This is a genomic window from Alcanivorax sp., from assembly GCF_051117345.1.
GTDB lineage: Bacteria > Pseudomonadota > Gammaproteobacteria > Pseudomonadales > Alcanivoracaceae > Alcanivorax.
On sequence record NZ_JBNPEC010000039.1, the window covers coordinates 1 to 2,971 of the forward strand.

At 55.9% G+C, this 2,971-nt stretch carries 4 protein-coding genes; all 4 read left to right on the forward strand.

The features are described 5' to 3' along the window. Positions 1-419 (forward strand): hypothetical protein (locus tag ACFE0K_RS02715; RefSeq protein WP_434534604.1); only part of this gene is annotated, 419 nt, incomplete at its 5' end. Positions 420-516: 97 nt separating this feature from the next. Beyond that, positions 517-1,212 (forward strand): GntR family transcriptional regulator, encoded by a 696-nt coding sequence (locus ACFE0K_RS02720; RefSeq protein WP_434534605.1) that lies wholly within the window; start codon positions 517-519, stop codon positions 1,210-1,212. Positions 1,213-1,257: 45 nt separating this feature from the next. After that, positions 1,258-2,145, forward strand: coding sequence for a methylisocitrate lyase (prpB, locus tag ACFE0K_RS02725; RefSeq protein ID WP_035244313.1), 888 nt, complete (start codon positions 1,258-1,260; stop codon positions 2,143-2,145). Positions 2,146-2,285: 140 nt separating this feature from the next. Next, positions 2,286-2,971, forward strand: a 686-nt coding sequence (locus ACFE0K_RS02730; RefSeq protein ID WP_434534606.1) for a citrate/2-methylcitrate synthase, incomplete at its 3' end; no start/stop codon positions are given.

A 2,971-nucleotide genomic window follows, 5' to 3' on the forward strand; every position in this document is an offset into this window, starting at 1 on the left:
CCATCAATGGTAGTGGAATTGTCACGACAGGCTCTGGCGGTTCTTGTGGGACAACCTATACCGTTGGGTTTGTTACCAGGACATTCAGTGGCCCGAATAGTGCCAATTTATCAATACGCTTGGCGCCGGGAATGGATGTAAGGGCAGATATACCACACTTCAACACCATCATAGAGGGCCGTGTGGACCTGGCCGACGAAGATAGTTGTGCTCCTCTGTATCGCTTGTCAGATGAGAACTTTGAAATTGGACTACGTGCCCGCTGGGTAGAGGAGAACTATCTGCCTCGCATTCTTCTTGCCGGTTTTGGGGCCGAACCGACAGTACCGGAACTGCGTCGGTTCAACTCAACGCGAAGTGGTGCGGTGCAGTTCTTCGCGGGTGCCCCGGGTAATACTTGTGACCCCATGGCGCCATAATCTCGAGCCAAATTGTCAACAATGCCTCTTGAAACATCCTGTTTAGGGGCGTAGAGTCCAGCCCGGTTGTTCAGATTGTCAACAATCGGGCTGTTTTATGTCTGTTGCTTCCCCGGGCTCCGTACCCGAAAACACACGCACACTGGCAGATCGGGTCTTCGCCCGGTTGCAGGATGATATTGTGCGCGGGGAAATCCTTCCCGGTTCCAAGGTCAGCGAAACCGAGCTGGCCAGCCGCTACGGTGTCAGCCGTGGCCCCCTTCGTGAAGCTATCCGCCGTCTGGAATCCCGCAAGCTGCTTGAGAGAGTGGTACATGTGGGCACTCGCGTAGCATCTCTCAGCGTCAACGACCTGATCGAAATCTATCATGTTCGCGAAGCTCTGGAGGGCATGGCCGCCCGGCTCGCAGCGGAACATATGACCGCTGACGAAGTGCGTGGTCTTTATGACGTGTTGGCCCAGCATGAGCAACAGCAAGACCTCCGAGAAGATGTCGCCTATTTCCAGCGCGAAGGGGATCTGGATTTCCATTACCGCATTATCCAGGGCAGCCACAATGCCACTCTCAGTCAGCTCCTGATCGGCGAGCTTTATCATCTGGTGCGCATGTACCGCTACCAGTTCAGCACCGTGGCCAACCGGCCCCAGAAAGCCCTCAATGAACATCGTCGAATTGTCGAAGCTATTGAGGCCCGTGATGGCGAAATGGCCGAGCTTTTGATGCGTCGCCATATCAGTAGTGCGCGCAAGAATATCGAAAACCAATATACCGTGCAGGGCAATACCCTGTAGGAGCCAGCAACACCGGTTCTACAGCACCTAACAAGGAGATTTGAAATGAGCAAACTCACCGCCGGCGGACGTTTCCGCAAGGCCCTGGCTGAAGAGAAACCGTTGCAAGTGATGGGTACCATCAATGCCTATGCAGCGATGATGGCAGAGCAGACCGGCTACCGGGCGATTTACCTGTCAGGCGGTGGTGTGGCGAATGCCAGCTACGGCATGCCGGATCTGGGCATGACCAGCATGAATGATGTGCTGGAAGATGTGCGCCGTATCTCCAGTGCTGTGGAAACCCCACTGTTGGTGGATATCGATACCGGCTGGGGTGGGGCATTCAATATCTCCCGTACCGTGAAAGAAATGATCAAAGCAGGTGCCGGCGCCGTTCACCTGGAAGACCAGGTAGCACAGAAGCGCTGTGGCCACCGCCCAAACAAGGAAATCGTCTCCCAGGAAGAAATGGTGGACCGGGTGAAGGCGGCCGTTGACGGCAAGACAGATGATGACTTCTTCATTATTGCCCGCACCGATGCATTCCAGAAGGACGGCCTGGAATCAGCGATTGAACGCTCCAGAGCCTGCATTGAGGCCGGTGCGGATGGCATCTTTGCCGAAGCGGTACACACCCTGGAAGATTACAAGGCCTTCAAGGAAGGTCTGGGCGACGTGCCGCTACTGGCGAATATCACCGAATTCGGTGCCACGCCGTTGTTTACCCGTGAAGAGCTGGCCGAGGCCGGTGCTGACATGATCCTGTATCCGTTGAGTGCCTTCCGTGCCATGAACCAGGCCGCTCTGAAGGTGTATCAGAGTATTCGCGAGCAGGGCCACCAGAAAGACGTGGTAGACATCATGCAGACCCGTATGGAATTGTACGATTTCCTGAACTACCACGATTACGAGCAGAAGCTGGACGCGCTCTTCGCCAAAGGCAAGGGTTAAGAGATTTTATGTAGGAGCACCTCTTGAGGTGCGAATCATGCCTTTGAATAGATCGGCAAGAGGTTCGCGCCTCGACAGGCGCTCCGACAGAACAGATTCCGCCACGGCGGCTAAAAATTAGTTTCACAAGGAGATAAACAATGGCAGAAGGCAAAAAAGTCGGCGGCGCAGGTCTGCGTGGCCAGGTAGCAGGCAAAACCGCACTCTCCACCGTAGGCAAGAGTGGCTCCGGCCTGACCTACCGCGGCTATGATGTGAAAGATCTGGCCGAGAATTGTGAATTCGAAGAAGTGGCACACCTGATTCTGAAGGGCGAGCTGCCCACCCAGGACCAACTGGCCACCTACAAGGCCAAACTGAAAAGCCTGCGAGGCCTGCCTGACGCCTTGAAAACCGTCCTGGAGCAGATCCCCAAGGACGCTCATCCTATGGACGTGATGCGTACCGGCTGTTCCATGTTGGGTAACCTGGAAACGGAAACCGATTTCAGCCAACAGGAGGACGCCACCGACCGTCTGTTGGCGGCCTTCCCGAGCATCATCTGTTACTGGTACCGCTTCAGCCATGATGGCGTGAAGATCGATCCGGAAACCGATGACGACTCCATTGGCGCCCACTTCCTGCACCTGCTGCGCGGCGAAAAGCCCAACGAGCTGCACGAGCGTGTCATGAACGTGTCCCTGATTCTCTATGCAGAGCACGAATTCAACGCTTCCACCTTCACCGCTCGCGTTTGTGCTTCCACCCTGAGTGATCTGCACAGCTGCGTCACCGGTGCGATCGGCTCCTTGCGCGGTCCGCTGCATGGCGGCGCCAACGAAGCGGC